This window comes from Butyricicoccus intestinisimiae (assembly GCF_018918345.1).
Taxonomy (GTDB): domain Bacteria; phylum Bacillota; class Clostridia; order Oscillospirales; family Butyricicoccaceae; genus Butyricicoccus_A; species Butyricicoccus_A intestinisimiae.
In genome coordinates this window covers 628813-654489 of the sequence record NZ_JAHLQI010000001.1, presented here as the reverse complement: position 1 = coordinate 654489, position 25677 = coordinate 628813, and the positions used below count along the sequence as shown (strand labels likewise).

At 44.5% G+C, this 25677-nt stretch carries 26 protein-coding genes and 1 rRNA gene; 7 read left to right on the top strand and 20 right to left on the bottom strand.

Annotated features, from left to right (window positions below; translation table 11 throughout):
- Window positions 1-133 precede the first annotated feature (133 nt).
- Window positions 134-250, top strand: a 5S ribosomal RNA gene (gene rrf, locus KQI75_RS03310).
- Window positions 251-298: 48 nt separating this feature from the next.
- Here rrf and KQI75_RS03305 read toward each other — a convergent pair.
- Window positions 299-670, bottom strand: coding sequence for a VTT domain-containing protein (locus KQI75_RS03305; protein ID WP_216469270.1), 372 nt, complete (start codon window positions 668-670; stop codon window positions 299-301).
- 194 nt (window positions 671-864) lie between these two features.
- Here KQI75_RS03305 and KQI75_RS03300 point away from each other — a divergent pair, with 194 nt between their 5' ends.
- The 6 genes from KQI75_RS03300 (at window position 865) to KQI75_RS03275 (ending at window position 6886) form a co-directional block, all read left to right on the top strand.
- Window positions 865-1299: a MarR family winged helix-turn-helix transcriptional regulator gene (locus KQI75_RS03300; RefSeq protein WP_216469268.1), complete on the top strand. Its 435-nt coding sequence runs from the start codon at window positions 865-867 to the stop codon at window positions 1297-1299.
- Entirely contained in the window at window positions 1296-2072 is a 777-nt protein-coding gene (locus tag KQI75_RS03295; RefSeq protein WP_216469266.1) for a sulfite exporter TauE/SafE family protein, read from the top strand. Before KQI75_RS03300 ends, KQI75_RS03295 begins: the two co-directional genes overlap by 4 nt.
- Before the next feature lie 194 nt (window positions 2073-2266).
- Window positions 2267-3496 carry a dicarboxylate/amino acid:cation symporter gene (locus KQI75_RS03290; protein WP_216469264.1) on the top strand — a complete coding sequence of 410 codons (1230 nt, stop codon included), beginning with the start codon at window positions 2267-2269 and terminating at the stop codon, window positions 3494-3496.
- Window positions 3497-3659: 163 nt separating this feature from the next.
- Window positions 3660-5015, top strand: a complete 1356-nt coding sequence (gene rlmD / locus KQI75_RS03285) for a 23S rRNA (uracil(1939)-C(5))-methyltransferase RlmD (protein ID WP_216469262.1) — start codon at window positions 3660-3662, stop codon at window positions 5013-5015.
- 276 nt (window positions 5016-5291) lie between these two features.
- Window positions 5292-5843 (top strand): PDDEXK family nuclease, encoded by a 552-nt coding sequence (locus KQI75_RS03280; protein ID WP_216469260.1) that lies wholly within the window; start codon window positions 5292-5294, stop codon window positions 5841-5843.
- A gap of 5 nt (window positions 5844-5848) precedes the next feature.
- The gene (locus tag KQI75_RS03275) at window positions 5849-6886 is read left to right on the top strand and encodes a hypothetical protein (protein WP_216469259.1); all 1038 of its coding nucleotides are present in this window, start codon (window positions 5849-5851) and stop codon (window positions 6884-6886) included.
- A 64-nt stretch (window positions 6887-6950) separates the two neighbouring features.
- Here the strand turns inward: KQI75_RS03275 and KQI75_RS03270 are convergent, their stop codons facing one another.
- The 19 genes from KQI75_RS03270 to KQI75_RS03180 all read right to left on the bottom strand — a co-directional run bounded on the left by KQI75_RS03270 (window position 6951) and on the right by KQI75_RS03180 (window position 25586).
- The gene (locus KQI75_RS03270) at window positions 6951-8519 is read right to left on the bottom strand and encodes a recombinase family protein (protein ID WP_216469257.1); all 1569 of its coding nucleotides are present in this window, start codon (window positions 8517-8519) and stop codon (window positions 6951-6953) included.
- Window positions 8519-8935 (bottom strand): recombinase family protein, encoded by a 417-nt coding sequence (locus KQI75_RS03265; RefSeq protein ID WP_216469255.1) that lies wholly within the window; start codon window positions 8933-8935, stop codon window positions 8519-8521. Before KQI75_RS03265 ends, KQI75_RS03270 begins: the two co-directional genes overlap by 1 nt.
- Window positions 8936-10501 carry a recombinase family protein gene (locus tag KQI75_RS03260; RefSeq protein WP_216469253.1) on the bottom strand — a complete coding sequence of 522 codons (1566 nt, stop codon included), beginning with the start codon at window positions 10499-10501 and terminating at the stop codon, window positions 8936-8938.
- Window positions 10502-10555: 54 nt separating this feature from the next.
- Window positions 10556-10777, bottom strand: a complete 222-nt coding sequence (locus KQI75_RS03255; protein WP_246566326.1) for an SHOCT domain-containing protein — start codon at window positions 10775-10777, stop codon at window positions 10556-10558.
- A 129-nt stretch (window positions 10778-10906) separates the two neighbouring features.
- Window positions 10907-11860 (bottom strand): N-acetylmuramoyl-L-alanine amidase, encoded by a 954-nt coding sequence (locus KQI75_RS03250; protein WP_216469251.1) that lies wholly within the window; start codon window positions 11858-11860, stop codon window positions 10907-10909.
- A gap of 1 nt (window position 11861) precedes the next feature.
- Window positions 11862-12275, bottom strand: a complete 414-nt coding sequence (locus KQI75_RS03245; protein ID WP_009587688.1) for a phage holin family protein — start codon at window positions 12273-12275, stop codon at window positions 11862-11864.
- Between the two features lie 70 nt (window positions 12276-12345).
- Window positions 12346-14241: a DUF859 family phage minor structural protein gene (locus tag KQI75_RS03240; protein ID WP_216469249.1), complete on the bottom strand. Its 1896-nt coding sequence runs from the start codon at window positions 14239-14241 to the stop codon at window positions 12346-12348.
- A 14-nt stretch (window positions 14242-14255) separates the two neighbouring features.
- Window positions 14256-15977: a phage tail spike protein gene (locus KQI75_RS03235; protein ID WP_216469247.1), complete on the bottom strand. Its 1722-nt coding sequence runs from the start codon at window positions 15975-15977 to the stop codon at window positions 14256-14258.
- The gene (locus KQI75_RS03230) at window positions 15974-16624 is read right to left on the bottom strand and encodes a hypothetical protein (RefSeq protein WP_216469246.1); all 651 of its coding nucleotides are present in this window, start codon (window positions 16622-16624) and stop codon (window positions 15974-15976) included. The genes KQI75_RS03235 and KQI75_RS03230 overlap by 4 nt, the downstream gene beginning before the upstream one ends.
- Window positions 16621-19773, bottom strand: a complete 3153-nt coding sequence (locus KQI75_RS03225; protein WP_216469244.1) for a phage tail tape measure protein — start codon at window positions 19771-19773, stop codon at window positions 16621-16623. The genes KQI75_RS03230 and KQI75_RS03225 overlap by 4 nt, the downstream gene beginning before the upstream one ends.
- A 176-nt stretch (window positions 19774-19949) precedes the next feature.
- Window positions 19950-20324, bottom strand: a complete 375-nt coding sequence (locus KQI75_RS03220) for a hypothetical protein (protein ID WP_216469243.1) — start codon at window positions 20322-20324, stop codon at window positions 19950-19952.
- 14 nt (window positions 20325-20338) lie between these two features.
- Window positions 20339-20911 carry a major tail protein gene (locus tag KQI75_RS03215; RefSeq protein ID WP_216469242.1) on the bottom strand — a complete coding sequence of 191 codons (573 nt, stop codon included), beginning with the start codon at window positions 20909-20911 and terminating at the stop codon, window positions 20339-20341.
- 5 nt (window positions 20912-20916) lie between these two features.
- Complete coding sequence (locus tag KQI75_RS03210) at window positions 20917-21234, bottom strand: hypothetical protein (protein WP_216469241.1); 318 nt, start codon at window positions 21232-21234, stop codon at window positions 20917-20919.
- Window positions 21227-21610: an HK97 gp10 family phage protein gene (locus KQI75_RS03205; RefSeq protein ID WP_216469240.1), complete on the bottom strand. Its 384-nt coding sequence runs from the start codon at window positions 21608-21610 to the stop codon at window positions 21227-21229. The genes KQI75_RS03210 and KQI75_RS03205 overlap by 8 nt, the downstream gene beginning before the upstream one ends.
- Before the next feature lies 1 nt (window position 21611).
- Window positions 21612-21944, bottom strand: a complete 333-nt coding sequence (locus KQI75_RS03200) for a phage head closure protein (RefSeq protein ID WP_216469239.1) — start codon at window positions 21942-21944, stop codon at window positions 21612-21614.
- Window positions 21944-22216, bottom strand: a complete 273-nt coding sequence (locus KQI75_RS03195) for a head-tail connector protein (protein WP_008817778.1) — start codon at window positions 22214-22216, stop codon at window positions 21944-21946. The genes KQI75_RS03200 and KQI75_RS03195 overlap by 1 nt, the downstream gene beginning before the upstream one ends.
- A gap of 66 nt (window positions 22217-22282) precedes the next feature.
- Window positions 22283-23467: a phage major capsid protein gene (locus KQI75_RS03190; protein ID WP_216469237.1), complete on the bottom strand. Its 1185-nt coding sequence runs from the start codon at window positions 23465-23467 to the stop codon at window positions 22283-22285.
- Between the two features lie 15 nt (window positions 23468-23482).
- Window positions 23483-24226: a head maturation protease, ClpP-related gene (locus tag KQI75_RS03185; protein WP_246566323.1), complete on the bottom strand. Its 744-nt coding sequence runs from the start codon at window positions 24224-24226 to the stop codon at window positions 23483-23485.
- Entirely contained in the window at window positions 24111-25586 is a 1476-nt protein-coding gene (locus tag KQI75_RS03180) for a phage portal protein (RefSeq protein ID WP_216469235.1), read from the bottom strand. The genes KQI75_RS03185 and KQI75_RS03180 overlap by 116 nt, the downstream gene beginning before the upstream one ends.
- Between the last annotated feature and the right edge of the window lie 91 nt (window positions 25587-25677).

Here is a 25677-nt window from a genome sequence, read left to right as displayed (position 1 = left end):
AGCAATGTATGCAGCGGACTGATACTAATAGGTCGAGGGCTTGACCTAAATTTGATTTGGGTAAACTCGGAAAATGCTTCTGTCGAGTTCATCGTTGTTCAGTTTTGAGGGTGCAGGAATGCAAACCAAAATAGTAGGTGTTGATTGTGATGAGGGTACACCCGTTCCCATTCCGAACACGGTAGTTAAGCTCATTTACGCTGAAAATACTTGGCTGGTGACGGCCCGGGAAGATAGGTCGATGCCTACATCAAAAACGGAACTGATTTTTTCGGTTCCGTTTTTTTCATATATTTTATTAGCCTTCTAAATATTTTTTGATTTTCGGTGCGAAGAATGCGATTAGCTTTTTTCGAATTTGAGCGGAAAGATACGGAATCATGCCATTCGGCACAATGGGAAGAAAACACATGACAATGACGACACGATCCACATGCTTTGCGGAATCCAAAAGCTTACGAACGGTTTTTTGCTTGCTGAGATTCAAAACTTTGGACTTGACATATTTCATCTTTCTTGCAGCGAGAAAAATCAAAATGTTTAGAATTAGATTTGTTGTATAGCAAATAGCGATACCAACTGCTTTTCCAAACAAAATGCCGGAACAAATATATACGGGCATGGCCGGAATGACAATAGAAATGGTTTCAATTACCTGCAATACGACCAATAAATATTTTCCTGCAGTTCCATATTGATCTAAGTAATCATCGTAAGACCTTCTCAAAAAAGAAAAGATGAATCAAATTGGTTATTTTTAGTATACCACAGATTTCAGATAAACAAAAGATAAAATTTACTTGCAAAGAAGAAAATCTATGCTATAATAGTTCTAAATAGAACAATATGAATGAGAGGAATCACATGGTTTTTTGGGAAAATCAAAAGGTTGTTCTGGCATATTACGCGCAATGCGTCAAACCAGTTTGCGAAGCGCACGGGCTGACACGTATGGAATTTGACATTTTGCTGTTTCTTGCAAATAATCCGGCGTATGATACCGCTGCTGATATCGTTCGTATTCGTATGCTGACCAAATCACATGTTTCCGGCGCGCTCAAGCGATTGGAAACAGATGGATATTTGTACACGGCATATCATGCAGGAAATCGAAAGACCATCCATCTGTCTCTGACAGAAAAAGCAGACGCCATCATAAAAGAAGGAAGAAGGATGCAGGAACGGTTTGGAAAGCAATTGTTTGACGGATTTTCACCAGAACAATTGGACATGCTGAAACAGTTGCTTCAACGCATGTATCAAAACGCCCGCTTGGGCATGACGGAGGAAAAACAATGAGCACAGCAATTTGCATTTTGGTTTGTTTTGCCGCGGGTATCGGTGCCGGTTTGGGCACCGGTTTTGCAGGCATGAGTGCAGCGGCTGTTATCAGTCCCATGCTTATTACTTTTTTGGGTATGCCTGCCTATGAGGCGGTTGGCATTGCATTGGCGAGTGATGTGCTGGCAAGCGCTGTCAGTGCATATACATACGGAAAAAACAAAAATCTTGACATCAAAAACGGCATTGTTATGTTGATTTCTGTATTAGTATTTACCTTCGTCGGCAGTTTTGTGGCGAGCAAGGTGCCCAATACCACGATGGGCGGATTTTCAACGGTTATGACGCTGTTTTTAGGCATCAAATTTATTGTACGTCCGGTTATGACAACAAAAGAGAGCATGCAAGCTGTCAGCGAGAAAAAACGATTTATGCAATCGGTTATCAGCGGCGTGCTCGTCGGTTTTATCTGTGGCTTTATCGGAGCGGGCGGCGGCATGATGATGCTGCTGATTTTGACAAGTGTGCTCGGGTACGAATTGAAAACAGCTATCGGCACGAGCGTCTTTATGATGACATTTTCTGCTTTTACCGGTGCTGCCAGTCATTTCCTAATTTCCGGCATGCCGGATATGCTTCCATTTGTCCTGTGCGTTGTATTTACGCTGCTGTGGGCGCGCATCGCGGCAAGATTTGCAAACAAAGCAAGTCCGGCGACCCTGAACCGTGCGACAGGTGTTGTCTTGACCGTTTTGGGCGCTGCCATTTTGCTTGTGAAACTGATTCAGTAAATTGCCTGCCATTTTTTGTTTCAACAAATAAATTCCAGTTATGGCAAAAAATTAAGAGGGAAAATGCGAGATATTTTATAAATCGTACACTGAAAGTATTGCTGTTTTGTTAAATTTCTGGTATCATTTAAATATTATATAGGATGTCATGACGGGAACATGGTGTTTGAATTTTAAAAGAAAGGTTTGTCAAAATGAAAGAAAAAAAGAAATTGTCTCTCGCGATGCAGATTTTCATTGCACTGGTTCTTGCAATTGTTGCAGGTCTGCTGCTGGGAAATCATGCGGATTTTGCGAAGGCGTACATTAACCCGTTCGGCACGATTTTTCTCAATCTGCTGAAGTTTATCGTCGTGCCAATTGTACTGTTTTCGATTATGAGCGGTATTATTTCGATGTCTGATATTCGAAAAGTCGGTTCGATTGGTCTGAAAACCGTGTTGTACTATCTGTGTACCACTGCGTTTGCCATTACCATTGGTCTGATTGGCGGCAATCTGTTTAAGGGAATGTTCCCGATGATTGCAACGACAGATTTGAGCTATGAGGCGGCAGAGACTACCTCGTTTATGGACACGCTGGTCAATATTTTCCCATCCAACTTTATTGACCCGCTGTATTCCGCAAACATGCTGCAAGTCATTGTAATGGCTATTTTGATTGGTTTTGCAATTATTCTGGTGGGTAAGGAAGCACAGCCAGTTATCACAGGCGTCAATAGCCTGAATGCTGTCTTTATGAAGTGTATGGAGATGATTTTGAAGCTGTCTCCGATTGGTGTATTCTGTCTGCTGTGTCCGGTTATTGCAGAAAACGGCGCAACCATCATTGGTTCTTTGGCGATGGTCTTGCTGACAGCATATATTTGCTATATTGTGCATGCTGCTGTTGTATATTCTATCGCAGTCAAGACCATGGGCGGCATGAGCCCGATTAAATTCTTTCAGGGTATGCTTCCGGCGATTATGTTTGCATTCTCCAGTGCGTCTTCTGTCGGTACGCTGCCGATCAATATGGAGTGCACACAGAAGTTAGGTGCATCCAAAGAAGTATCATCGTTTGTTTTGCCGCTGGGCGCAACCATCAATATGGACGGAACGGCAATCTATCAGGGCGTATGTGCAATTTTTATTGCAGCTTGCTATGGCATTCAGCTGACATTCCCGCAGATGATTACCATCGTCCTGACAGCAACGCTGGCGTCTATTGGCACTGCCGGTGTACCGGGCGCAGGCATGGTTATGCTGACCATGGTGCTGACTTCTGTTGGTCTGCCGGTAGAAGGCGTCGCTTTGGTCGCAGGTGTGGATCGTATCTTTGATATGGGTCGTACTACCGTCAATATTACCGGTGATGCTTCCTGTACGGTCATTGTTTCCAATCTGGAAAAGAAGAAGGAAGCGCGAAAGAATAAGAATGCATAACTGCGTTTCTGTCATAAAAGATTGACAGGTACCCTCAATGCCGGACGTCCGGTGTTGAGGGTATTTTCATGCCAGCGGTTCTTTTTCGTTCGGAACAATGACAAAAGATTTGATTCATGATATAATAGCACCATGAATCAGTCCTATCAACAGGAGAACATCTATGGAAAAAAATAAAATTTATCGGGCAGAAATCATCGCATATGCAGGCGATGGATCTTCGATTGCCCGCATTCACGATATGGTCGTTTTTGTGCCGGGAGGCGCAGTTGGTGACCAGTGTGATATTCGCATTGTAAAAATCGCCAAAAACTATGCGTATGGACGCATTGAGCGCATTTTTATCAAATCAAAGAACCGAATAGAGCCGGAATGTCCGCATGCATCCAAATGCGGCGGCTGCTGCTATTGGCACATCTCTTATGAAGAAGAACTGCGTGCCAAATCCAAAAAAGTACAGGATGCCATCCAGCGCATCGGCGGCATTGCGATGGAACCAGAAGCGGTTTGCGGCTCGGATTCTATCTACCATTATCGCAACAAAGCACAATATCCAGTCGGTATAAAAGATGACGAAATCATCACCGGTTTTTATCGTGCGCGCAGCCACGATATCATCCCAATGGAGCATTGTCTGATTCAAACCGAGCTCGCAGATAATCTTGCGAAGTGTGTGCGTGACTGGATGACGGAATATCACGTTGCGCCATACAACGAGAACACACGCAGCGGTTTCATTCGTCATATATATGTCCGTTCCGGCTTTGCTACCGGTCAGGTTCTGCTGTGCATCGTGACCAAATCCGCAAAGCTTCCCGCCGTCGGTGAATTGATTCAGGCAGCGCGGCAAACGGTTCCGGGATTGTGCGGTATTGTGCTGAACATCAACAAGAAAACCGGAAATGCCATCTTGGGTGACCGATATATCACGCTGTGGGGCAATGACACGCTGGAGGATGTGCTGTGCGGCAATCGGTTCCAGTTGTCTCCTGCCGCCTTTTATCAGGTCAATCGTGCGCAGGCAGAAAAGCTGTACGAGGCTGCGCTGCAATATGCAGAGCTTGACCAGACAAAAACCGCGCTGGATCTTTATTGCGGTGCCGGAACCATTACACTTGCTCTGGCACACAGTGCAAAGGAAGTCATCGGTGCAGAAATCGTTCCGCAGGCGGTGGAAAACGCCAAACAGAACGCCAAGCTCAATTACATCACCAATGCACGGTTTATCTGCGCCGATGCCGGTCAGGCAGCGACCCATCTCGCAGAGGAGGGCATTCGGCCGGATGTCATTGTTGTCGACCCGCCGCGCAAGGGCATCGATCAGGCAACCATTGACGCCATCGGCGCGATGGCACCGGAGCGTGTCGTGTACGTCTCGTGCGACCCTGCCACGCTCGCCCGCGATGTCAAGCTGCTCGGCGAGCAGGGGTATCAGTTGAAAAGGTATAAGGTTTTCGATTTGTTCCCGAGGACGTTCCACGTTGAGACGGTCTGTTTGCTGTCAAGGAAAGATAAATAAAGGCTAATAAGTAGCGTATTTCCGGGCTTTTTGTAAGGTTGGTATCATCAGGGAAGCCTTGCAGAAAGCTCGGTTTTATTATATGGAAACATATTTACTTTTGGGTCTGATTGTAGAGAATTTAAGTAACCGGAGAATAGCGGTAGGGTTTAGGCTGTGGATTAGATGTCAGAGGTTGTGGCACTAGGATTGTTGTCAGAGCCGACCGCAGTTTAAGCCACTCGATAGTAAGTGGCAGACTTGGCAGTGGAATAGATGACAGGAGGAGTGTGAGACATGGACATTAAGCCTATAGAAACCAAATATAATGGATTTAGATTTAGAAGTCGCCTTGAGGCTCGATGGGCCGTCTTTTTCGATATGATTGGATTAAAGTATGAATATGAGATTGAAGGTTTTGAAATGAATGGAGTAAGATACCTTCCAGACTTCTACATTCCAAGTCTCGACAGATGGTTTGAAATAAAAGCAAAATCGCTAAGGGAAAAAGAAATCAAAAAATGTGAGGAATTTTGCCTTAACAAAGATAACGAGAACATTAAGTTTTCTGTATTAATTGGGTCTCCAGAAGCGGTTAAAATAGATGACTTTACAGGTGTTATAGAGTATGTATGGGAATGGCCATCAGAGAAATACCCGGAAAATGTAAGAATGCTGGCTCCGCATGAATTATCAGAAAAAGAGTATTATTCTAGATTTGTTAGAGGACTCTGGGTAGTTCCAGATGTAACGGAAGATGAACTTGCCTGTGCTGCAATTGCTGCGAGAGAAGCAAGATTTGAATTTGGCGAATTTCCTAAGATTCCCAATAATTACAAGGGGGATTAATAGTAATGTACGTATTAGATACGAATGCATTTTATTATGCAGCTGGAATATCAGAATGTACTTATGATGTGGAAAAGCTTCAGAAATTTGTTGATGAGAATGAAGTGTTTATATCGTCAACGAGTTTATTTGAATTTTTAATAAAATTTCGCAATGATATTCAGACAATTCACAAAGGTGGAAAATACCTATGGGAAAAGAAAATAAAATTAGCTGGTAACGTGATTAATCCACTTCCTAATAATTTTACTGGCGATATAATGAATCTTACAGAAGGTGAATTACAAACTTTATGTTCTAACATACTTGAAAATAAAATTGATGCTGAGAGCCGGTTTATATCTATATTATTTGATATGTGTCTATTCTCTGGCTTTTATTTTTCTGCGATGTCTGATGGAGTAGAACCTTCAGGATTTTGTTTTGAAGTATTTGAGAAGGCTTTTCGAATGTTTGCAAACATAAATCTTGAAGTATTTGTTGACGTATTTACAGAAGGATATAAAACAGATGATTGCGAAAACTATGTTAGAAACTGTTTCTATAATCTGCTGGCCTTTGAACTTGAAAAAGGAATCCCGTTCATCGAAAGAGCAAAAGCTGTTAAAGACGAAGATGAAATCCCGGATATAGATGATTGGCTTTCTTCAGAGGATTATTCCCATGACACAGAGAAATTGAGCAACAAAATGAAGGCAAAAACAAGCACAGCTTTCTTACAAAGACTTGCTATTAAATATTGGAAGAGCAATAATGATCCAGAATTGAAGAAACATATATCAAAGCTAAAAAGTATATTTGATAAAAAAGTGAAATTAACTGCATTGCAGGATTATTATTACGATACACTTGTTGGTATTATGACCAAAGGTGCAGCACTTTGGAAAAATGACTTATTAGATGCAATTATTCTCTGTAACGTTCAAGATTTACATGTCATGATTACTTATGATAATGGTGTAATTAAGAGGATGGAAAAGAGAAAATCTGAGTATCCAAAATATCTGGAAAGCATTAATGTGATAAATATGTTGAAAGAATAAACAATGAAGGCTCCCCATCACCGGAAATTATCCAGTGATGGGGAGCCTTTGTATATCTATAGAGTTATGCATCCACATCAATGCTGACGCCGGATTTCAGTTCAACTGTGATGCGGTCATCCCAGATGGTGATCTGCTTGATCCAGCGTCGCACCAGTGCTTCATCAAATTCTGTAAGGAGAGTGGTCTGTTGCGAGATGTAATCCTGCAGGTCATTGATTCGCTTTATCTGTTCATCTCTTGCGGCGGTATCGACGGTTGTTTTCTGGCGGAGTTCTCGGAGCCTGAAGATCTCATCCGCTATTTCGTCGTAGTCCTCTTTGCTGTTGGCTTTCTGGATCAACTCTTGTTGTAGAGCCATCAGTTTTTCGTCAATGCTGTCAATGGCTGTTGCCTGCGAAGCTCGGATGACTGCGGCAATGTTAAGCTGGAGCTGTGCCTGATAATTGCTTTTGTCACCAAGCATTTGATTGATTGCTTTGACGACAACATCCTGAAGAACCAGCTCATTGATGGTTCGAGCGTGGCATTCAAGTCCGGTGGATTCCAGCCTGCTGATGCAGCGCCAGACAATTGACTTGACGCCTCGGTTGTTCCAGTGGAGCCTTCGAAACATTTCACCGCATTCACCGCAGATGATGATTTGGGAGAAGCAGTGGTTACAGCTGTAGTTTCGTTTCTTACCGTTGGCGCTGGTTTTACCTACTCGCCTGCGAACAAGTTCTTCCTGTACCTGCAGGTAAATGTCCTTCGGAATAATGGCTTCGTGGTCGCCTTCTACATAGTATTGCGGAACAAGACCGTTATTTTTAACTCTGGTCTTGTTTAGAAAGTCAGTGGTGTAGGTCTTTTGGAGCAGAGCATCACCAATGTATTTTTCGTTACGGAGAATTTTGTTGATGGTGCTTGTGTGCCACTTTTTTCCTCCGGCACCGGTAAGAATACCGTCACGCTCCAGACCGGCGGCAATTTTGTCCATACTGAGACCTTCTAAATATTCTCGATAAATACGCTTTACAGTTTCAGCCTGTTCTGGATCAATGACTAAATTCCCATCTGCGTCCTTTGTATAGCCAAGGAAGCGATTGTGGTTGATTTGTACCTTGCCTTGCTGGTAGCGATATTGTAAGCCCATTTTGACATTCTGACTTAGGGACTGCGATTCCTGCTGGGCCAGAGATGCCATGATGGTGATGAGAACTTCGCCCTTGGCATCCATCGTGTTGATGGACTCTTTCTCGAATAAAACAGGGATGTTCATGTCTTTGAGCTGCCTTATATATTTTAGGCAGTCCAATGTGTTTCTGGCGAATCGGCTGATGGACTTGGTGATAATCATATCGATGTTACCGGCTTTACAGTCATCAATCATACGATTGAATTCTTCTCGCTTTTTTGTGTTGGTGCCGGAGATACCGTCATCAGCATAGATTCCGGCAAATTCCCAATCAGGATTTTTCTGTATGTATTCTGTGTAGTGCTCGACCTGAGCTTCATAACTTGTAGCCTGCTCATCGCTGTCTGTACTGACGCGGCAGTACGCTGCGACACGGAGCTTTGGCTTTTCTTCTTCCTGCTTTCGAGCATTGCTTCCAACCTGTCGTCTTGCAGGAATTAACATTACATTTCCCATTATTTACTCTCGCTTTCTATGAGGCTGTACAGATATTCTGCCTGCTTGACGGGATTGTCATAAAGGGCAGCAACCTCACCCATATGGAAACGGGTAGGTATCTGTAGCTTCCTCATTTGTGTTTGCTTATTATTTCGTCCGAGTGCTGTGGCTCGGCGCTTGCGTTCTTCTTGTGCTTTTTGATAGGTATCCTTATCGATAATAGCAGGATAAAAACTGTCTCCAAGATAATGGGCGGTTTCCATCAATCGCTTAGCGGTGCCGTGATAAGTTTTAATTCCGGCAGCAGATGCAGCCTTTGATAAGGACATACCACTCAGATAATTTTTATAAAGCTGTCTGAGCTTATCTGCAGCCGGTTGATCGATAACTGCAATACCGTTTTCTATCTTATAACCAAATGGTGTATGGCCCATCTAATCACCAATCCTTTCTGTGAATGTCAGACCGCATTTCATAACAAACCTGATTTCATTTCTGCTCATGACTTCAATGTGGTCTGCGTAGTTTTCAAAAAGCTCCTCGCTGTAGGCTGTAAGCATATTGGTATGGGACACAAAGTGTAGCAGAAGATTCGTTTCCGTAACCTTTGCTGCATCACCCGTCATTCCGATGGTAATTGCTTCAATGTCAGAGCGATATGTCTCTGCCTGCAGGAGGAGTGCATTTGTTTCTTGATTATAGAGAATCTGGTCGATATAGCCCTGTGCCATCAGCTTGGTTAATGCTTCACGCTGTTCACTGTTTTGAGCGATGAGTTGCTCCAAGTGCTGAATGCGCTGAATGGCCTCGTCGCCAGATGAGTTTTCAAGTACTTTGAGATAAGGAGTAAGTATCAACCGATAGCCGTAAATGAGCTTGTTTAGCATTGTAATGAATGCAGCTTTTATTTCATCATCTCTTACATATTTCATATGGCAGGACTCCTTATTCTTCAGGTGCGTGTTGCAGGCCCATGCGACATACTTGTATGTGGTGCAAGAGTGTATCCTGCGCTTGAAAGTGTCTCCACATTCTCCGCAGATTATTTTCCCGGAGAATGCATAACGTTGCTGATATTTGTCACTGCCTTTTTCTATACCTTTTTCAGCAGCTCGTTGATTAACCAGCGCATTTGCTGCATCGAAGTCCGAATGACTGATAATCGCTTCGTGATGATCCGGAGCCATGTACTGATCAACCTCACCATAATTTGTGTGCCGATTAAAGGTTTCATCCGTATAGGTCTTTTGGAAAATGACGTCACCGGTATATTTCTCATTAGCGAGAATGCCTCGAATAGTGCTGGAAGTCCAGTGATTGTTTTTCTTGGATGGAACCTTTTCTGCGTTTAGCTCATCTGCAATAACGTTTGTACTTTTTCCTGAAAGAATATCTGCAAATATCCTTTTTACGACAGCCGCCTGATCTGGATTGATAATCATATTGTTACCATCCCAATCGTAGCCGTAAGGAGTGTAGCCGAGTTTGTAGGTTCCATTTTGGAAGCGGCGCTTCACTGACCATTTCGCATTTTCGGAAATAGATGCGGATTCACCTTCAGCCATACTGCTAAGAATGGCAAGGAAGAGTTCGCTTTCCATTGAACCGGTGTTTATGTTTTCTTTTTCAAAATAAATAGGAATCTCCAGACTTTGAAGCTTTCTCACCAAAGCCAAGCAGTCCGTCGTGTTTCGAGAAAAACGGCTGATGGATTTGGTAATTACAAAGTCGATTCTCCTTGCTTCACAATCCGTAATCAGGCGGAGCAGTTCCGGACGTTTTTCGGCTTTGGTAGCGGTTATACCTTCATCAAAGTAGAGACCGGCGAACTGCCAATCCTCACGAGAATTGATGTATTGTTCATAGTGGCTTTTCTGAGCCTCAAGACTTTCCAATTGAGCGTCACTACCTGTTGAAACACGACAGTAGGCGGCAACTCGGAGCTTACTGTTTATGCCGGTATTCTTTTGTATACCGTCGATTTTGGTTACCTTCTTCACGGTAGTTCACCTCCCTTCGTTAGTGTCACATATTAGCTCTGAATCCCTTATATATCAAGGAATTTTGGGCATAATCTCAACCCAAAACGGGGAGAATGTTTTACGGTTTATTTCAGTTAATTTGTTGAATTCCGACAAGGAAATAAGTCCAAGCGACAGCATCTTTTCTGAAACCTTTTGCGCCTGTAAAAAGTCATAATCTTGTTGAATATCAGACTGTTGTATTGGCTTCGGAGAAGTAGAATCCGGCATTGAAGCTGTAATGTTTTCTTGCATATTTTGCCTCCAATCTGAGGAAGTTCCTCACTACTAAATGGAGGCGAGATGGCAGTTTGGCCGAAAAAAGATAAATAAAAAAGAGGGCCTGCAGGAGATAACTCCCACAGACCCTGTGATTGATATGCCTTATATCTTTTTGGCAAAATCCAGAGAAATCCATCCGACTCCGGATTTCAGTTTGCCCCAGAGGGTAGCCCCTTCGCCTTTTGATTCCTGGACGATTGTAAAGATGCCTTTGCCGGTGAACTGACCTGTTTTACCATAGTTGGTACCTGGTCCCTTGCGGATATTCAGATTGGCAATGTCTATCTGAATCTTATAGGACGTTCCAGCAGCAGGAGCCGGTGCAAGCGTTGCTGCAGCAGGATAGACAACATTGCCGGATGAATCGAATACCTTGTATCCGGCATTTTCATCTGCCTTTTTCTTAGCATTGGCCAGCAACTTATAGGCACCAAGCTGACTCTTAGAATCAGACCAAATTTTGCGGACACGATACATTTGTGAAGTAGAAGCAGTGCTGCCGCCGGAAGTGGTTTTGGAAAGCTCAGAAGTAACCTTAGCGGCCAGATCACCAAGTCTGGAATATAGCCAGTTACCCGGACAGGACTTGTTTGCAAACCATCTGTGGACCGTCAGCACCATTTCATCAGACTTTGGAGTATAATTTAAAGTCTTATTCTTGTCGGCAAGCCATAAGAGTTTCTTTTTCCCGTTACGCCTGCAAATGTTAACGCAGAGCTTGATCAGTGAGTTATAAACAGCACTATTCATTGCATACGGCTCAGACATATCACTGGCGCACTCGATGGTGATGGCACGCTGGTCATTGGCATTGGAAGAAGAACACCAACTGCGGTTCTTTTCCTCCACGCAAAGAGAGATGCGACCGTCCTTGCCAATGCCGTAATTGCAGCTTGCCTGTCTGGACGGACTGGTAAAGCATCCGCAGATGCTCTCAGCTGACAACTGACCCACCACGCAGTGTGGCGTGATGCGGTCGATGCTGTGTGTACGCTGTCCGGAGTGATTCGGACTAAGTTTGGTATAAGATATCAGTTTACTGTTTGTGTATGCCATGTTAGTTTTCCTCCTTTGTGCTTCGATCATGAAGCTGTTCTAATACGGTTTTGATTTTTTCTGGGACTGGAAGTCCGAGGTGGGCAGCATTTTCAAGTAAGCTGACGCCTTCGTTGGAAATGTAGAAAAAGATGACTGCAGTACGAAGCACACTGCCAGAGCCGATGACATGAATGTCGAGAATATTGGCAATGCCAACGAGCAAGAAAATCAATACCTTTCTACAGATACCTTTGAAGCCAACTTCACTGGAAAGCGTGTGATTGGCAATTGCACACATGACGCCGGTGATGTAGTCGATAACAACAAAGGCAATAAGAGCGTAGAGTAAGCCATCACAGCCTCCGAGAAAATAACCCAGCCAGCCACCAATGCCAGCAAAGATAAGTTGAATTGTGTTCCAGAATTCTTTCATTGATAAGTACCTCCATTTCTGAAATTAGATATAAGAAAAGCAGCTACCATCTGATAGCTGCGGATAAAAATTAAGCAGTCCTTTTCCACATGTAGCATGTGATGTAGGGCTGCAGATTGTTGTGCGCACTGCCGGAACCAGATGCGGCAGTAGCACCAGAGATTGTATGTGTATGTGCGCCAGCACTTGTTGTGGTCTTGTTGCTGACTGCTGTATAACCGGATGTAGCATCGATTAAAACTCGATTGCCACCACTGGTTCCCCATGAGGTTTTCTGGTTCTTCAGATCATGAGTATGTCCACCGGCACTGGCTGTTGCCAGCGTTCCTTTTGCATGAGTATGAGAAGGCATATGTGCCGTAGTTAATGTGACGGTAGAAGAACCACCGGTCTTTTCGACTGTAGCAAAGTTGGTATCGTTAGCATTGACACCAACCGGAACTCTGCCTGTTCCCCAAGCAACCCAAGTGCCTCCAAAATAGGTGGATGGATTTGTGTTCTTGACGCTCATGTAAATGCTTCCTACAGGATAGATAGCGCCGATAGCCTGTTTGATATATTCACTCAATAGTTTGCCGTAGACCTTTACATCCCATTTTTCAGATACTTCAAAGCAGTTATCTGTTTCTGATACCTTACCAATCGCCACACCTTTGCCACCACTTTTGAAGTCCATGACAACCGATGTCGTAGATACGATGTCCGTGATGCTGATAGTCGTGAAAGCATCTGTTAATTCGTATTTGACTTCATAGGATGTTTCAGTGGAAATCTTACCGCTGCCAAAGGTAAATGCCGTACCGGAATTGAAACTGGCAGAAGCGTTGGTCCATGTACTTGTCCCGGCTACTCGGTAGTAAGTGGAGCGAGTAACTGTATTCTTGGAGCTGCAGGATGCAAAGCTATAGGATACTGTTGCCTTGATATAGGTGCCATCATCTGATATGGTCCCACTGCTGTTGCATCGTTGCGAGTTGTAAGAACTAAAAGAAGGTACACTGTAGGCGATGACAGTAATTGACACGGTAGCCGCAGCAGAGGTTCTTCCTCTGGAATCCGTTACAGTGGCAGTAAAAGTAATTGTGCCAGAGCTGTTCAAAAATCCTGTAGTGAGGGTAGAAGATGTACCAGAGTATCCACCGCCACTAATGCTGTAGGATTTTATGGTAGAGCCGTAGCTTCCAGTGGCACCTTTTATTGTCAGCGTAGCCTTTGACTTGGACTGTACATAGATGCCCCAGGTGCTTGGAACGTTGCCATCAACACGACTTGCTGTCAGACTGGAAATAGTAGGCTTGACTGAAGCAGGAACTGTTAGAGTCAGCGTACAGGTTTTCGTACCAATCTTGGTGGAGCCATTGTAGGTGTCGCAGGTAATTGTACAAGTTCCACTTGTGGTACTCGGTATTTGGTTTGCCAATGCGAGAGCAGGTATCCACGATATAGATGTGGAAGTAGTCTTTGTTGTGATGGTTCCAGTAGCACTACCAAAGGAATAGGTCAGTGTATGGGTGAATGAGGAAGATGCTCTTGAAATAGAAATTGTTGTGGCATTTCCCATATTCACGGATGTTGCCGATACCGATGATGCTCTTGGAATCGTGTTTAGAGTATGGGTTCCACTTGCGGATACATTGACTGCATAGCTGTAGACACCAGCCTCGCAGCTTAATTTGAAAGATTTTGTACCATCTGCATTGTGACTGATCTTTAAGGAGCCGGAGGCCACAATGGTTCCATTATAGAGCTGAATACGATTATCGGTTGATGTGGAGTAGACAGTTGTACCGTTAATAATAGCCTTAAAACCACCCGACATGACCCAGCCGCTTCCTGAGCCTGAGCCTTTCAGCGTCCATGCAATGGTAGATGTATTATTGGCTATATCCTGACTGGATAGTGTCCATGATAAGGTGACAGAACGCCCCTCTTTTGTGCCAGTTGTAATACTTCCGCTGGAAGCCATAATGAATCACTCCTTTATGATGCCGGGCCTCTCCACTTGATAGAGAGGTTACCGTTATTTCTTGGGATAAAATCAAACCATCCTCTGGTTTCATTACCGAGGGATAGTTTGTTGCGAATCTCTGCATTGGTGATAACCAAGCTGTTGTTGGAGATGTAGGCGATTTTCTGACCGTTTTCTTTGAAGGCCAGTTCATTGTTGGAAAGCTCAGCGGTGAAGGCATTTCCTACTTTGCCAAGCTCAATAAGAGCTCCTTTGAAGCGAATATATTCTTCAAGGAGCTCCTGGTTAGTTGCGATATTGTCCTTCAGCTCATCTGTGACAGCAGAGAAATCCATGCGGATCTCACTACTGTTTTGCGTAATCGTAGATTGAAAATCCTGCTGGATAGTTGCCATTTCTGAGCGTGAGATGTATTCTTCTCGCACGGTTAGACTGATTTCTTCTGAAGTTTTGGAGATCTCTGAGTAACACTCGCGTATGCTTTCCTGTAACGCTGTAATATCATCAATTACTGTGTCAGTTGCTTCCTTCGCATCTTTGGCGGTAGCTTCTGCGGCATCCGCCTTTGCTATCGCGCTTTGTATTTCTGCGGTTTTTCCAATCAAGTCATCGGTGAGTTCAGTGATATTTTCATTCTGTTTGGCTGATATGGAAGTCAGCTTGATACCACTGGCTCCAATGGTTATGGTGTTCCCAGACGGATTTAAGTAATCTACAGTCTTGCTCATGCAGGCGTAGCGTCCATCAATGCCATGAGGCGGAGATAAGCAGTTAACAAACTGTCTGGCATGAATACTTCCGATATCAGCACCGGTGTCTGATTCATCCACGATGGTTAGTTCCATGCTGGTGATACCGGCAATAAGCTCTGCAAGACGGGCCTTTGCTTTACGGAAAAGGTTGCCTGGGAGCGTGACATCATCCCAGACTTCTGTGGCCCAGATCCAGCCGATTTCTTTTACAGTAGTTTCATCAAATATATAATTTAGCCCGTCGTTTACGGAAGTGATATCAACACGTTCATCGGACTCGACTTCGTTTCCTTCTTCATCAGTTGTCTTTTTCTTTGTTCCAAGTGGAATCAGAGCAGTGATGCGTTCGGTATGATCACGGGTGATTTTGACATCCGTTAGGTTCTTTCCGTATTCCACGGATTGCACAGAACGAGTATTGAACTCTGCAAGGTAGTCCAGAAATTTTTCGGATTTTGTATAGCGAACCATCAAATAGCCACCATGTGTATTGATTAGCTTACTTTTGATAGCATCCAAAGTGCAGGAATATTCGGAGTTGCTATAGCTGATATAGTCATTGTTATCTGTAACTGTAATATTCCCCAGCTTGAAACGCTTCTTTTCTTCGACTGCCTTATTGTGGACAGAGAGAAAATATTCCAAAAGACCTTTGAGTGTTCCTTTATAGGAGAAAGGCGGCTGCTGGCTATCTTCGAGATATGCCAGAGCCGATTCGCAGGTCCAAGTGTGGGTGTTATAAAAATCACTGCCATCGTTTAAGGCACGACCCTCAAAGACTGTCGCATCGCCCTTTTTACAAACGATGGTGGAAGCCATCGGGTGGATGGAATCCAAATACGGATGATTAAATGGAGCGGACAGTGTCAGACTGTCGATGTTTTCGGCATCTTCGGTCAGTTTCGCTTCTGTAATAGCAAGCTGGGATAACTGTGGATGATAGAATAGCTGACCGTCTACGAAAATACGAAAGATACTCATAGGCGGCCCTCCCTAAATCGAAAGGTAGTAGTGCCTGATCCTTGGATTGTGACTGTATTTCTGCCAGCTTGCAGTTCAAATTCAGGAAGCGTCCAAGTGCCTGCGCTAAGTGATTTCCTGAAAGAATCACTGCCGATTGTCCAGCTGAGAGCTGTTTCTGTTGAGATTGTAATAACAGGAACAACAGGCATAAAGTCATTTTCGATAATGAGTGTACCGGAACCAGTCAGATTAACGATTGTCTCTTCATTGTGGTAACGATAGGAATCTGCATCTTCACAGGAAATCACGAGCTGGCCTTTACCTAAGAGTGGATCATATTCAGATGAAATCTCTAAAGTACCAATAGCATATAGCTCTGGCTCCTCGCTAGTCGATACTTTTATGAGCTGACCAGCATAGCGGTTTGTCATTCCAGCGACCATCTGATCGTATCTCTTTCTTGTTCCAAGCATAGAAAACGTTAAAGAAAAGCTCCGAGGCTGATAAGATACACGCCCCAGAGCTTCTGTATAACGAATAGGAGAGTTCCTTCCTGGCACAACAATCGTATTGGATTGCGACTGTGGCACTGGAAAAGAGACAGTCTCTCGGAGCCAGCCCATAGAAGCGACTGATGTTCCGTTTAATTTAATATCAGGTGTCATAGACTGAACCTCCTTTGTAACTTTTGTGCTTTGCCGAGCTCACCGTCGATTGCCGGGAGCAGATGGCCAACAAGTGTACCGTCCTCAAGGTAGATGCCCTTACTGGAATTATCAGCAATGACTGCCAGATATTTTTCCATTGCACTGGTATTGAGATGACTGGAAATCATCGCTTCCAGCTGTTTGTAGAAACCGGCAAGAGGAAGAATTGCTTCTGCACCGGCTTCACCGCCAGCCATCAAAGAAGATCCGTTCATTCCAAAGATAGTAGGACTAGTCATGATACCGCCTTCCTTGTACCAATCAATAGAAAGATGTGGTACAGAAGGTGGAGCGATGGACAGTTTGCCAGTCACCTTGAAATGCGGCAGCTTGATGTGCGGAAGAGAAATCTTCATGCCGGAGAAAAATCCCTTGATAGCATCAACCACGCTTTTGACTTTGTTTTTAGCTGCCTCGATAGGAGTAGTGATAGCGGATTTTATGCCGTTCCATACGGAAGTAGCAGTTGATTTAATTCCATTAAAGATACTACTAACTGTACTTTTTACAGAATTAAATACTGTTGTGACAGTGCTTTTGATGGCGTTAACCGGAGTTGTAACAGCGGTTTTTATTGCATTCCATACGGTGGTTGCTGTGTTTTTGATAGCATTGAACACAGTCGTTACAACAGATTTGATGGCATTTACTACTGTGGTCACCACTGTCTTTATCGCATTCCACACAGTAGAAAATACCGTTTTGATGGCGTTCATCACAGTGCTGATCACAGATGCCACTGCATGAATCACAGTTGTCACCTTGGATTTAATAGCATCCCAGATTGAGATAATAATTTCTTTACAGTTTTCCCAGATAAAACGAAATGGAAGTGTAATAATATCAAAAGCAGCACTTAAAATGGAACCTATCGCCATGATACCGACGGTTACGACATTTTTCAGCGTCTCCCAAATGGTGATAAAGAATGTAGCAATACCATTCCAGATTCCTTCAAAGAAGGTCTTGATATTTGTCCAGACTTCATTCCAGCTGGTGCCAAACCATCCAAGAACCATATCTGCGACTCCTTTAATGACATTGAGAATGTTGGTGAAGAAACTACTGATTCCGTTCCAAATGGAAGAAAATATTTCCTTTACACCATTCCATGCCTGTGACCAATTCCCGGTAAAGATGCCGATAAAGACATCCAGAATGCCGGTGATTACACCAGTTACTGTAGAGAGAATATTTGCAATGTTGTTAAATACTCCTTCAAATATGGGAGCGAGGACCTGACAAAAACCATCCCATATTGTCTTTAGAACATCCACGATATCAGTGAACTGAAATCCCAGAGCGTTCAGCCTGTCAACAATGCCCTGACAGAAGCCAGAAATAGTATCTTTGATACGATTCCAAGTCCCGATAATTGCATCCCGGAAACCTTCGTTGGTTTTCCAAAGGTGAACAAAGGCAGCTACCAAAACGGCAATAACAGCAACAACAGCCAACACGGGAGCAGAGATGCCACCAAGTGCGGAACCGAGTTTTCCAAGAACGCCGGTTCCACCTTGAATGGCGATCTTCAATTTGCTAATACCATTTGCCAGTTTCACAAAGCCCTGCATAGCCACACCAATTTTCGAGATGGCTGTTCCGATGATGACAAGCAATGGACCGATTGAGGCGACCAAAAGAGCAATGGTAACAATGGCTCTCTTGGTACCTTCATCCATTCCGTTAAGTTTATCTACGAAACCTTGCAATTTCGATACGATGGAGCGGATAGCAGGCATCAGGATATCACCAAAAGAAATGGCAAGCTCCTGAAGCTGAGACTTTAAGATAGTAAGCTGACCGGCAAGATTATCCTGCATAGTCATAGCCATTTTTTCAGCTGATCCGTCACAGTTATCAATTGCAGAGGAGAGCTTATCAATATCGCCTTGGCCAGCATTCATCAGAGCTAGGAAGCCGGACATGGCATTTTTGCCGACGAGTGATTCAGCGGCTTGAGCTTTTTCGGATTCTGTTAAGTTTCCAAAAGCAGAACGACAGTCAGCTAAAATATCAGAAAGGTCACGCATGGAACCATCTGCGTTGGTAGTGGCGATAGTGACATCTCCGATGGCCTTACCACTGATTTTTACATCACCAGCAAGATTGTTCATAATAGTACGAAGGGCGGTACCAGCCTGAGAAGACTTGATACCAGCATTGGCCATAAGGCCGATTGCTTCCGCAGTATCCTCAGCAGAGAAACCAAGTGCACCAGCGATAGGAGCACAGTATTTGAAGGTTTCACCCATCATGGATACATTCGTATTTGCATTGGAAGATGCTGCAGCAAGGATGTCTGCAAAATGACCGGAGTCCTTTGCAGAGAGTCCGAAGGCAGTCAAGGCATCAGTTACGATGTCAGAAGTGGTTGCTAAGTCCTCACCAGAGGCAGCAGCAAGGTTCATGACACCCTCGATACCATCCAGCATATCTTCCGTTTTCCAACCGGCCATCGCCATGTAGTTCATAGCTTCTGCGGCTTCTGTTGCAGAGAACTTAGTTTTAGCACCCATTTCACGGGCTTTATTTCTGAGAGCATCAAAGTCCTTACCTGTAGCACCAGAAACAGCAGCCACCTGACTCATTGAGGAGTCAAAGTCAGCTGCTGTTTTTACTGCGGCAATACCGACACCACCAATTACGGTGGTCACGCCCATCATCTTTTTACCGGCACCAGCGATGGAATTACCGACGGTCTCCATCTTTTGACCAGCCACATCTATTTTAGAAAGCGCAGTGTTTGTAGTGGCAGCTTCTTGCTGCAGGCGTCGTAATTCTTCCTCGGTCTCTACGATTTCACGCTGAAGAGCGTTATATTTGTCCTGACCGAGTTCTCCATTTTCCAACTGTTGCTTGGCCTGCTCCTGTGCTACCTTGAGTGAATCCAGCTTTTCCTTTGTGGCTGCGATGGCATCTTTCAAGAGTCTTTGCTTTTGAGAGAGTAATTCTGTATTGGAAGGGTCGAGCTTCAAGAGGCGGTTGACGTCCTTCAGGGCAGACTGGGTAGAGCGGATTGAAGTATTGACCGACTTTAAGGCTTTATCTAGGCCAGTCGTATCGCCACCGATTTCAACAGTGATACCTTTGATTCGATTTGCCACTTGTACGTCACCTCCTTAGAATTTATCGAAGTCCTCCTGTGTTGCGATTTGCTGGTATTTCACATCGTCATTTGCTTTTTCTGTCCAAATGTCCATCACCATTCCAATGGTTAAAAGGTCAAGGTCTCCGATAGAGATACCGATTTCAATACAACGCAGGAGAAACAACGGTGTGGTCATTTCCCGGCTACTGCGATGAAGTTTTTTTTAGATTCAATTTCTGTCTGAAGATTCATGCCCCAGAGTTCGAGAATTTCAGGAAGTACCTCATAGATGGAGAACATCTCAAATTCATCCAGCCACTCTTCAATGGTTGCCGGAATACTGTGGTCAGCATGGTAGGCCATGATATAGGCCACGTTCTCAAAAATCTCCAAGTCTTCGATCTCAAAGGATGAGCCATCATCAGAGTTACCCTTATAGGATGATTCCAGACGTGAGAGGTCTTTGAAGATATCACGCTTGAATTTTGCACGGTAGAGTCTGGGGATAGTCGCGGAGGAACGGAATTTGACTCGCTTATCACCGATTGTAATTGTTTTTTCTAACATGCCTTACGTCCTCCTTATCCTTCTGTTTTAGGTACCGGCACATAAACCTGCTGGTACCAGTTTTTATAAATTTCTGCATCTGTCGCATCACCGGTGCGGCTCTTGACGAGACCATCCTCTCTAGGATCAGCGGTAAGCGTGAGCTTTTCTTTACCCGGCTCGATGGTATCCTCTTTAGTCTCAGATTCAATGGAAGGACGAGAGGAAGTGCAGTTGTAAAGCACATGGCGAATGCTTCTGACATCACCGTCAAACTCAAAGAGCAATGCGAACTTCTCCAGTTCGGTGATGGTTGCATTTTCAATAAGCACGCCGTTTTTATCAAGATCTTCTTTCAGAATTTCTGTACGGAACCATTCCGGAATGAGTGCGATTTCCAAATCACCACTGTAACCGTTGTTGGCAGTGGAACGGAAATATACGATACCATCGGCATAGAACGGAGAGCTGTCACCCTCGGCATCCAAACTGATGCTGACTGCACCGGGAATAGCCTTTGGCTTAGCGTAGGTAAAGGAGCCGTCCTCACTACGAGTGAGCTTGGCAGCATGAACATTTTTTAGGTTATATTTGACTTTATTACCCATGTTGATTAGACCTCCATTTCAAATGTGTAGAGGACTTCATAGAGCTTCTCACTCTCAATCCAGACCTCTGTTTTGTTATAAAAAATGCCGTGCTCATCAAGCACAGCTTCCAGTGTTGCTTCCAATGCCGGGTCCTTGCTATCACAGTAGAGTTCAATACGAACCTCGTTGATTTTGTAATAGACACGGCCATCTGCGGAGAAGTTATCGCTTCCCGGATGCAGGTAGCAGATGAATGGTGGATTTGGCGATTCTCCTTCAGCAAAGTGGTCGTAAGCAAAGGGGAGGGCCATCTCCGATAGGATTTGCAGTAATCTATCCATTTTTCAGACACCTCTCAATCTCAGATTCCAGTTCTTTGATACCGGCTTCTTCGGCAGGGGCAATGTGGGAACGACCGGCCACACGGCCACCGCCACGCTTGGCATGACCGAATTCCAGGAGGTGAGCTAACTGATAGCGATTTCTGGAATACACAGTGACCTCCAGTGATTTGGAGGTTTCCTTTGTGTTCTTCACTGACCAGCTCTTGCCGTAGGCACCAGTATCTTTTGGAGCAGTACTTTGTATCTGCTTCTTTACAGTGTTACCGGCTTTTTTGACAGCAGCTTTCATATCTACCGTCGCAAGGTTAGCATATTCGGTCAGTTCTTTCATAACAGCTTCTGCGAGAGCGTTAATTTTTACTTTCTGGGTCATGTCACCGCCTCACTTTCTGACAGGAGAGTTTGATACATTTTCGCTTAAAATTCATATGGTCTACTGCTAAAATATCGTATAGTTCACTTCCAAACTGTACCCGATATCCAGTAGAGGTAAGAGCAGCAGCTTTCTTGCAGTAACGGATCGTAAAATCAATCTTGGAATCATCTATGACAAGACCGGCATCGGTGGATTCCTTTCCAGCTTCTGCACTAACGGTGGCATAGCAGGTGTAGTAATCTTTCCAAGTGTTCTTTCGATTTCCAATTGAATCGGAGATGACTTCATTCTTCTGAATGTAGATGCGAACATTTAGCAGCTCAATATTCATCAGAAAGCCTCCTTTCTGGAACCGAAGAGAAGAGAGCGCAAAGTCAGTGTCAGAGCATGATGGTCAGCTTCCTCACGATGTTCGTAGAGGTAGGCTACCGCATAATAGACAGCAGGCTTTGCATTCTCACTTTCTTCAAAGACATCTTCATTCTGCCTTGTAATATCCATGCAGAGGCGTGTAGCTGATGTGATGAGCGTCTCGATGAGGAAATCGTCATCATCAAAATCCACTCGGAGATACTGCTTCATTTCTTCTAAAGTGACAATCATCGTTTATCGCCTCCAATCATAAAAGGAAGGTAGCGCCCTCATAAAAGAAGACGCTACCTTTCATGCTTAGCCCTTAGAAGAACCACTGAGTTTCAAAATCTGTACTGCTTCCGGAAGAATCAGCTTGCCATCGACACGTTCCTTTGCTACATAGCCAATCATACCGTTGCCTGCAAAGAGCTCAGTGAGCTGCTTGAAGGAGCGAGTACCACGATCACCAATGTTGTAATAGCTGTAATCACCGAAAGCGATAGCATTCTCCGGCGCATATGCAGAGGTATGAACGGCATAGCCAAGTACCTTATCCGGTTCACCGGTCTGATAAGATGGCTGCCAGATGTATGCACCATTGTTATCCTTCAGCTTGCGGAGCTGTGCCAGTGTTTTATCGTTCATGATGAAACTTGCATTCTTGCGATACGGACGCTTAAGAGCGTATACCAGGTCAAGCATATCATCAGACTTGATCGCAGCAGAAAGCGTACCTGCTACCGTGCCGCCGCCAGTCGCAGCGAAAAGGCCGGTCGGTTTGCCGGAACCGTCGCCGTTGAGGAATGCATCCTCCTCGGCATTTGCCAAAGCCTTACCAAACTGATCGATGATGTAATTTTCAAGACCGAAGGCATTATCATAGAGAAGTTCTTCAGTGACCTTGATAGCTACATGGAGTTTGTGCGCATCCAAAAGGATCTGACTGAAGGTCGCATCAGAAAACTGAAGTGCGCCACCTTCCTCAATCCATGCAGCCGCAGGTTTCGTAGCAGCGATGTTGATCTTATGGTCACCGGAAGTTGTGATAGTGTGTCCAAGACTTCTCATGATGTTTTCTTCGGTAAGAACATCAATCAAACGACTGTCATATTCCTCCGGCACAAGGTAGCCACCATCGGCATCAACACCTTCCTGTAGAATATTAGATACCTGACGGAAGTTGGTGCGGAGTGCCTGAAGCATACCATTCTTGTATTCATCAGAAGCACGACCAGTTTTTACAGGTTTATCTGTGGCAGAATTCCCCGGCTTAGAAGTGAGAGGCTTGTTTACCGGCTTATTAAGCTCGGCCTCCAATGCTTCTTGTCTTTCAAGACGAGCAATTTCTTTACCAAGATCGGCGATTTCCTGTTCCATTCTGGAATAAGTAGCATCGTCCTCGGCAGTAAGAGTACCTTTCTCGGTACGGTGAGAATCGAGAAATGCCTTTGCAGCATTCCACGCTGTATTGCGCTTTTCGCGCAGTTCTAAAATAGTCATAGTTGAATACCTCCATTAAATGTATTGTTTGATTAGGTCAAGACGCTCCATGAGAGAATCCACAGAGCGTTCCGGTGTTTCAGGCTTCTTAATGCGGCACTTTGCAGCCAGCTTATCCATAAGAGAATTGGTCACCGCTGCACGAGAGAAGAGCATCGGGCCAGTCGCATTATTTTCTACAGGTGTTTCTGCAGGCCTTGCCAGGATTTCGTCGGCAAAACCCATATCGATAGCTGTGTGTGCATCCATCCAGGTTTCGGCATCCATAAGATGAGAGAGCTTGGCACGGCTCATGCCCGTTTTGATTTCGTAGGCGTTGATGATGGATTCCTTGACTTCATCCAACATGGCAATAGCCTTTTGCATTTCAGATGTATCTCCCATAGCTGCAGTCATTGGATTATGAATCATGAGCATGGAAACTGGTGATACCAGCACTCTTGTACCAGCCATAGCGATGACAGATGCAGCAGAGGCTGCGATGCCATCAATCTTCACAGTGACATTGCCGGGATATTCCATCATCATGTTGTAAATCTGAGCTGCAGCCACGCAGTCGCCTCCCGGAGAGTTAATCCAAATGGTGATGTCTCCGTTTCCTGCAAACAGCTCATCTCGAAAGAGCTTAGGTGTGATATCGTCATCAAACCAGCTTTCCTCTGCGATGGTGCCGTTTAGAAACAGTGTCCTCTCCAGTGTCTGTTCCTGCGTCTCCTGATTGGTCACCGTCTGATTCTTCCACTTCCAGAACTTCTTCATCGTTCTCGTCCTCCTTTCTGTCGTCCTCACAAGCTACACAGCATTCGTTTCCGCACGAGTGCGAAAAGCTCATTTGTTTCGCTGCTCGTCCTCTCCCCAAAGAGTTATTCAACTCTTCGGGGTCCCCTGTGTCGCTCGCTGCGAATATTCCTGCATCCTCCAGTTTGGTCATGTTTCCGTTGATGAGATATAAGTCACCACCAAGTTCCGGTGGGATGAGGTCTAGGTTTTCAAGTTCACGGATATCGTTTGCAGACATCCAGCCATTCTGTCTTGCAGTGGCGTAACCGTTCATTCGGCTCTGATAATCACCTCGCAAGAGACCGTCGACATTGAACTTTACAAAATAAGCAGTCTTCTCTGATTCAGATAGAAGGGCTCGGTTAATGGACTGCTCCCAACGGACAATCCAAGGCTCCAAGGTGTACTTCACAAATTCGAGAGATTGCTGCTCAATATTAGAAAAGCTCGACTTTTCCAGATCACCGACCATATGAGGTGGCACCCTGAAGATTCGAGCTATTTCATCAATCTGAAATTTTCTTGTTTCCAGAAATTGTGCTTCATTTGGTGAAATGGAGATAGGCGTGTATTTCATGCCTTCTTCCAAAACAGCTACCTTATGAGAGTTGTTTCCAGAGAAGCCTTTGGTCCAGCTTTCTCTGACAGCTTCAGGATTTTTTACGGTGCCGGGATATTCCAGTATGCCTCCTGGAGTAGCACCATTTGCAAAGAACTTAGCACCATATTCCTCGGTCGCAATTGCAAGACCGATAGCGTTTTTAGCCATAGCAATAGGAGAGTAACCGACCAGACCGTCAAAGCCAAGGCCTGGAATGTGGAGTACATCCGATGGCTTTAGGATGACTGTTCCGTTTTTCATAGTTGGTGCATCGGAATCTTGCATTTGATATTGGTAGTAAAGACGCCCTTTATCGTCACGATCCACACTCATTCGATTGGCCATTAGCGGATAGAGTGCGATGACTTCGCCTTTGCCATTTCGGATAATTTGCGCATAGGCATTTCCATAAAGAAGCAGATGCGTCATCAAAGTTTCCCGGAAGACAAAGGATGTCATTTCCGGATTTGGCTCATCATGTATCAATCGGTATAGTGGATGTTTGATGGCTTTTTCTTTGCTGCCAGAGTCTGTGTATTTATAGACATGAACCGGAAGCCCAGCGATGGACTCCGAAAGAATTCTGACGCAAGCATAGACTGCAGTCATCTGCATGGCACTTCGTTCATTGACGGCTTTGCCGGAGTTGCTTACACCAAAGAGAAAGCGGTAGGCACTACCATTGGTGCTGTTGGTGGGCTTGTCTCTTGAGTGAAACAGTCCTGATAAGAATCCCATAAATATTCCTTTCTGCCGTAAAGGGCGTATAAAATTCAAAGTTTTGTCATAAAATAATCTATGCAAATGCTTGCAATCGCAAGCAAAAGCG